The sequence below is a fragment of the Rhizobium sp. Rhizsp42 genome, assembly GCF_047304155.1.
GTDB lineage: Bacteria > Pseudomonadota > Alphaproteobacteria > Rhizobiales > Rhizobiaceae > Rhizobium.
The window spans coordinates 1-6,479 of record NZ_JBGLYS010000079.1 but is presented as its reverse complement, the minus strand read 5'-3'; the positions used below and the strand labels follow the sequence as shown (position 1 = coordinate 6,479).

9 protein-coding genes are annotated in these 6,479 nt (G+C 56.2%); 6 read left to right on the top strand and 3 right to left on the bottom strand.

Going from position 1 to position 6,479, the window contains the following annotated elements; translation table 11 throughout:
• Nucleotides 1-966, top strand: a 966-nt coding sequence (locus tag ACCD05_RS31350) for a M24 family metallopeptidase (protein WP_413397551.1), incomplete at its 5' end; no start/stop codon positions are given.
• Nucleotides 967-1,052: 86 nt separating this feature from the next.
• On the opposite strand, the gene ACCD05_RS31345 is transcribed toward ACCD05_RS31350, so the two are convergent.
• Entirely contained in the window at nt 1,053-1,304 is a 252-nt protein-coding gene (locus ACCD05_RS31345; protein WP_112949734.1) for a helix-turn-helix domain-containing protein, read from the bottom strand.
• A 335-nt stretch (nt 1,305-1,639) separates the two neighbouring features.
• Complete coding sequence (locus tag ACCD05_RS31340; protein ID WP_111560503.1) at nt 1,640-1,894, bottom strand: helix-turn-helix domain-containing protein; 255 nt, start codon at nt 1,892-1,894, stop codon at nt 1,640-1,642.
• 118 nt (nt 1,895-2,012) lie between these two features.
• Here ACCD05_RS31340 and ACCD05_RS31335 point away from each other — a divergent pair, with 118 nt between their 5' ends.
• From ACCD05_RS31335 to ACCD05_RS31320, 4 genes are all read left to right on the top strand, one after another.
• Nucleotides 2,013-2,900, top strand: a complete 888-nt coding sequence (locus ACCD05_RS31335) for a LysR family transcriptional regulator (RefSeq protein WP_112949735.1) — start codon at nt 2,013-2,015, stop codon at nt 2,898-2,900.
• 194 nt (nt 2,901-3,094) lie between these two features.
• A complete protein-coding gene (locus ACCD05_RS31330) occupies nt 3,095-3,583 on the top strand; it encodes a hypothetical protein (RefSeq protein WP_413397548.1) in 489 nt (162 codons plus the stop codon).
• The gene (locus tag ACCD05_RS31325; protein ID WP_112949737.1) at nt 3,580-3,978 is read left to right on the top strand and encodes a hypothetical protein; all 399 of its coding nucleotides are present in this window, start codon (nt 3,580-3,582) and stop codon (nt 3,976-3,978) included. Before ACCD05_RS31330 ends, ACCD05_RS31325 begins: the two co-directional genes overlap by 4 nt.
• A 243-nt stretch (nt 3,979-4,221) precedes the next feature.
• The gene (locus ACCD05_RS31320; protein WP_112949738.1) at nt 4,222-4,500 is read left to right on the top strand and encodes a hypothetical protein; all 279 of its coding nucleotides are present in this window, start codon (nt 4,222-4,224) and stop codon (nt 4,498-4,500) included.
• Between the two features lie 636 nt (nt 4,501-5,136).
• Here ACCD05_RS31320 and ACCD05_RS31315 read toward each other — a convergent pair.
• Nucleotides 5,137-5,421: a hypothetical protein gene (locus ACCD05_RS31315; protein WP_112949740.1), complete on the bottom strand. Its 285-nt coding sequence runs from the start codon at nt 5,419-5,421 to the stop codon at nt 5,137-5,139.
• A 378-nt stretch (nt 5,422-5,799) separates the two neighbouring features.
• Between ACCD05_RS31315 and ACCD05_RS31310 the strand changes: the two genes are divergently transcribed.
• On the top strand, nt 5,800-6,479 hold a 680-nt coding region (locus ACCD05_RS31310), incomplete at its 3' end, for an IS110 family transposase (RefSeq protein ID WP_413397545.1).

Below are 6,479 nucleotides of genomic sequence, written 5' to 3'. Positions count from 1 at the left end.
GCCTTTCTGCCGCGCGAGGGCGATGCGTGGTTTTGCTTGCGCGCGCTGGACGAAGCCCCGTGCCGGCAAACGAGCTGGATCACCGACGTCACCGGCTTTGACGATACGGAGGAAGCGCAGGCGGCGGTTGCCATGAGCATTCGCGCCCACGGTTTCGGCAAGGCGAGGATCGGCCTCGACACCAATTCCTACAGCCTCAGCGCCGCGACCTTCATGCGCCTCTCCCAGTTGCTGCCCGAGGCAACCTTCGTGCCGATGCCGGGCCTGAGCGACAGCCTGCGCTGGGTGAAATCGGCGGAAGAGATCGCGGTTCTCGCGCAAGCATCCAAGATTGCCGACAAGGCCATGGTCGCAATTGCAAGCCAGGCCAAACCCGGCATGACCACCCGTGACGCGGCAGCGATCGCCTCCGGCGTATTCTTGCGAGAGGGCGCCGATACCGGCGAGGTCGGGCCGGTGGTGAAAGCCTCCGGCAGCCATGAATTCCTGCACGGAGTGTTCAAGACCGAGGCGATAGAGGAGGGCGAAGTGCTGCATGTCGAACTGATCCCCCCCGTCGGAAACTATGGCGCGCGGATGATGCGGCCGATCGTGGTCGGCACGCCGTCAGCCGAACTCACGGCTGCTGCCGAAAAGCTGGTCGAATTGCAGGATCGCCAGATTGCCGCGATGAAGCGGGGCGCGATCGCCAGCGATGTCGATGCGATCATGCGCCAGGGCGCGCTCGATGCCGGCCTGCGACCAGTCTATGAAAATGTCACCGCCTACACGCTCGGGCTCTATACCCGCACGCCGCGCACCAGCGATTTTTCCGGTGTCTTCCTGCCGACCTCCAACTGGCCGCTTGAGGAAGGCATGGTCTTCCATCTTTACGCCACGGCGCGGGGTCTCGGATTTAGCGAAACAGTAGTCGTCGGCAAGGACGGCGGAGTTCGGCTGACTAGAGGCCAGCGCCATATTCTATAACGAGGGGGGCGAGAAGCTTCCCTCGCGTCGGATGTTGCCTCGCATGACATCGACCTTCCTTGGTAAATGGCGAATCATAGCGACGGTCACACGGCCGTCGGGAACAGCGCAGTCGTGGTAATCCCCAGCGCCTTCGCGATTCGCGTCACGAGCCGCCTGTCGCCTTCATAACCCGCTTCGACCTTGGCAATTTCCATCTCTGTCAGACCGCAGGTCACGGCAAGCTGCTCAATGCTGTATCCAGCCACGTTCCTTGCCGAGCGCACGGCGTCGCCAAGGTCAATGGTCAATGGCGTTGGAACGTTTGAATCCTCGATATTGCTGTAGGATCGCGACATGTAGCTTCTCCGAATGCGTCAACTTTCCGACACAATTTAGGTGGTGCGCTAACAATTGCAATGCCACCGAATTCACTAATCGTTAAACCGAACAGTTAGCCCGGCAGCGAAGCCCAAAGCCTGTCAGGCTACAGGCTTCCGCGAATTCCGGCGCGGGCGCCGTCGGCTCGCTGAAGAACGAGGCACCCCTCGCCAAAAATGTCGCGCCGTCTTTGGTGGCAAACCTTATGGGCGTGCTCCTGATTGGCCCAATCGCATTCTGAAATGCCGATCGCTCGGTTGATAAGCGAGGTGTGGCAAATTGCAGGGGAGCAGGCCTAAGCAAAAAGCACCGTTTATCGATCCTGACCATTCGGCCCAAGTCGAAAGCGGACGCCTACACCGCCGCAAACCATCTCGCCTTCGTTTTCGAAGATGACATCTGCAGCTTCAAAAGTCAGCTTCAGAAGTCGGAGGTTGCTCTGTCGCATTTCGCCGCCCTTTTCGAACGCGCGGATCGACACAGCGCTGATTGATGTTCGCTTGGCGAGTTCACTCTGGGTCCAATCCAGCAGCGCTCTAGCGGCACGACACTGAGAAGGTTTGATCATAAACTTTTGTTTTTCGAAACTTTGAAGTTGAAAGAATAAGTATTCGATGTTATCAAGCTTCAGTTTATCGTTTGCGAAGCATTGTGACAACTACGGTCATGTGCGGCGAGGGAAGTCTATGGAACTGCGCCAACTATCCCTTTTCCGAGCCGTCGCCGAGGAACTCCACTTCGGTCGTGCCGCGATCAAGATGAACATCGCCCAGCCAGCGCTCAGCAATCATGTCATGGCGCTGGAGCGGGAGCTCGGTTGTCCCTTGTTCATTCGCTCCACGCGTCGGGTCGAGCTGACGAGGGCAGGGGAGACCTTCTATGACCGCGCCGTCCGAATTCTCAGCGAGATGGAGCTGACGACCGAGCTGACACGGGCCGCGGGTGGAAGTCGCATCCGCCAGATCAAGATTGGTACCGTCTATCCGGCCACCATGGGCATGCTGCCCCTGTTCCTTGGCAAGATCGCCCGTAAGTTTCCCGACGTCCGCATCCACATTGCCTCAGGCAACACTGGAGACATTATACGCGGGCTTGAGACCGGGCAGCTCAACCTCGGATTCATCAGGCCGGTCGAGAACATTGGATCACTGCGCTTCTTCTCGGTTGCTCATGAACGCTATCTGCTGGCGGTTTCGGAGAGCAATCCTCTGGCTTCGCTCAACGAGATTTCGATCGAGGACCTTCGCGATCAGAAGATCATTGCCTTCAACCGGCAGAACCTCTCCTACACCGAACGGTATTTCAACGGGAAGTTCGAGGAATACGATCTGACCAAGAACGTCGCCTATAGCTGTGATGACACCTATTCGCTGGTCTCTCTCGTCTCCGCCGGTCTTGGCATCGGCTTCGCACCGGAATGGACGACCGATATCCCGAACCGCAGCTTCGTGCTCAAGAAGGTGAGGGGGATCGACTTCAAGATCGGGCTTGGCATTGCCTGGTCGAAGGAAGATCCGACAGCGTCACGCGATGATATCGTCGAGATCGCGAAGTCGATGGTGCGCCGAGGATAATCAGTCACGCCTAGCGTTGCTCTCGCCTGTCACCGCCATTTCGAGGTCAGCATCACCGCGTCCTGCCCCGGCTTTGCTCCTGCCGGCTCGCGCCGGCCGCAACGGCCTTGCCGTCCTGCTCTTCGTTTCGGCCCTACGGGTGCCAGCCGCCGCTCAGTGGTGTTCATGCCGCGAACTATGGCGTCGATCAGGCAATGCTGCCGTGGGATGTGTTCAATGGCATCTTCGCAGGCGTAGGTGGACCATTCGCGATCAAGCAAAGGCTTGCCGAACAAGAGGTCGCGCAAGGAACGACGTCAGGAGCGAAACCTCCTCTGTCGCCCACGCTACAACAAGCAATTAGTCTTTTCTCCAAATCCTCAGGGGTCCTGACCATTGGATCAACGGTTTTCGCTGACGTCCCGAACCGGGGAAATGCTGCGATTTTTACGGGTGCATCCGATGCGCAGATTAATCAGTTCTTCCTTGAACTTACCGGGGCATCAATCATGCCAGCGCCAAGGATAATACCAGGAAAGGGTACTCTCTACGTCGTCAGCACGCCAGAAGGCAGTTTTAATTTGAGAGATTTCTCATCGTCATCTGAACAAAGTGGTCCAGCATGGACGATCGACTTGCCTAAGGGAGCAGTTGGTATGACATACAATCCTGAGATAAAGTTCCTAAAAGGAGGCAATCCATGAGGAATATATATCAAATCGCTGATATTGTTCGAAATGTGTTTGGCCTTTCGGCCTCCGCTCTTTTCAGCGCAATCGACCCTGACGATTTACTCCCCCTGAAAGAGAAAAAGTGGGCTTTCTTCGAAGCGATCAAGCAGTTGCTAGACGCCGGGAAAATCAAGTTCATTGCTCCGGGGGCTGATTGCTACGTATCTCCAGCAAATCCATGTCCTAAATTGACAATACAAGACAGCGAATCGCATTGGAGCGCTACCGCAGAGGAAATCGTAGCCTCGCTTTCCGCTCAGTGGCCCATCCACATAGATGATGAAAACGACCCTGAACTAACAGTCTACTTCTACAGTATCCCGGCGATCATCTGGGTTGGTGACGATGGATCACTAGTGTCGTCGTAAAAGATCGCTCTTCATACCGTATCATTCAGCGATGGGAAAAGCCGCCAAGAAACGGAGCTGGGTTAGGCGAGGCTTGTTTAACGACGTTATCATCACTCGCGTAGGACGCTCGATGTCTGCTGCCGAGTTGACGCAGATGATTGGGCCCGATGCCGCAAAATCCCAACAATATCCGCCACAGAAGCAGGGCGGCGACTACCTCCCAAATATCAGCAACATAGCAATTCTTGAGAGGAAGTAGTTTTGAACATCGACAATGAGGTCATGCCTTGGCTTGACGGATATTCCATCGTTCGCTCGTCGTTTACAGGTGGCGAGTTTGGTGATCTTGAAAGACTTGAGATAGAAGCCGACAGCAAAATGGGAACAATCGAATTGTGGTCGGAAGGGTGGGTGTCATTCGATATATTTAACTTAACCATCGAAGAGCAGACTTTGAATCGGTTGCTGTCGCCCGACGAAGCAGAACTGATTCCGAATATCCTGCGGGAATTCTTCGCTGAAATGATCGTTTCCACTTAGTGCCGGGCAGGGAATAGCTTGCGCTGCCAGCAGGCTCGATGGCGCCAACGGCACAGACGCCTTGGGGCCCCGCCGCCTGTGCGGGGCGCCAGGCCTTTAACTTTCTCGGTGGCAACGCCTCGAAGACTGAACAGAGCGCCTCCGCCAGTGTTCCGGTCGTAACCAGCATCGAGGCTGGTCGTTCGTTACCGTTGCCGCGCAATCGGGAAACCGGCAACCGGGCAACATAACCGGTCGTGGCGTGCAGGTCGCGACGGACTCGGCATAATTTCCGCAGGACCGTAAACTCGCTCAGGGGCCAAACGCTCGATGCACGAGCCATTCGGACATAAGCGGTGCATACCTGTCGGTGCGATCATCAAGGTTGTCGGACATCGCATCTCGGAGAACACGTAGATCTGCGTCAAGCGTACCGAGCGCGATCACTTTGATTTCGCTACCCAGCCGATCTTCTACCAAAGACGCGACCCGCTTTGTAACATAGTCCGACATGACTGCCGAGACGATAATGAAGCGTCTGCTTTTCACTGTCTGCACGACATTGAGTATTGAAGTAGCGATTTCGAGCTCGTCCGCGATGACGGACTGGCAGAGCACGATGATAGGGTATACCGATTGCGGCCTCTCAATCACTTGCTATGCGATGGAGAACGCACGCTCGCCGCTGGGCAAGGCATATTTTCTGGGCACGGTCCAGATGAATGCGACACCGACCAGAAGGTGACTAAAGCGCTCCGCGAGCTTTGCCCCCATTTCCGAGAAGTCAAATCCCGATCCTATGAGATACACGGGCTCATCACGTTTGACGATTTTAGCGATCCGACGCGCCAAACAGTCCACTGCGAAATCGAGTGCAACGTCGAGCTCGGCTCGCGTAGCTTCGACATTGTAGATCGGATCGATCTCTTCAGGTATCTGCATGATAGCCCTCGATTGGGCCTCTAAACTGCTTCAGCGTTTCGAATGCGTCCCAGGCATCAATAGGGGGAGACTCCCAAAAGCCTTCTTCAATTCGTGCGATTGCTACAGCTAGCGTGCCAAAGCCCGTGCCTCCTGGAAAGCTGATTGATAGAATTACGCCGTCGGCCGCATGGTGATACTCATCTTGTCCCTTATTGACGACGCCGCATGAATGACTAGTTGGATCACAATCAAGAGCCGTTGGATCCTCTCAACTGAGCTTCTGATGTCGAGCCGGATTTTTCGGCGCCCATGACCTGATGTGATGGACGGCCTCCGCTCCCGGCATCGCGATATGCCAAGATGTCGCGTGTCGAACTCACATCAGGAGATGCGTCCATGGAGAAGGTTGCGATAATTGGCCTGGATATTGCCAAGCAGGTATTCCAGGTTCACGGGATCAATGAGGCTGGTGCTATCGTGTGCCGTCGTAGGCTTCGCCGAGACGATGTCGTTGCATTCTTCAAGGTATTGCCGCCATGCCTGATTGGGATCGAGGCTTGTGCAACGGGGCACTACTGGGCGCGGGTTCTCACGGCACTGGGGCACCAGGCTCGGTTGATGCCCGCGTCTTATGTTAAGCCGTACGTGAAGCGGCAGAAGAATGATGCGACCGACGCCGAAGCGATCTGCGAGGCTGTCACGCGGCCAACTATGCGCTTCGTTCCGGTGAAGAGCGAGGAGCAACAGAGCGTGCTGATGCTTCATCGTGTCCGCGAGCTTTTGATCCGACAACGAACGATGCTTGTGAACGCCTTGCGCGGACACCTGGCAGAGTTCGGCATCATTACGCGGCAGGGCGTTGCCGGTGTCGAAACGCTTATCGCGGTGGTCGAAGCCGGGGATCAAGATGTCATTCCGCCGCTTGCGCGTTCAGCACTTCTCTCGGTGGTAGGGCAGTTACGAGAGGTGCACGAGAAAATCGGCGAGATGGACCGCCAAATTCACACTTGGCATCGCGGGAACGAATTGAGCCGCCGCTTGGAGACGATCCCTGGAATCGGCCCGATTACTGCCAG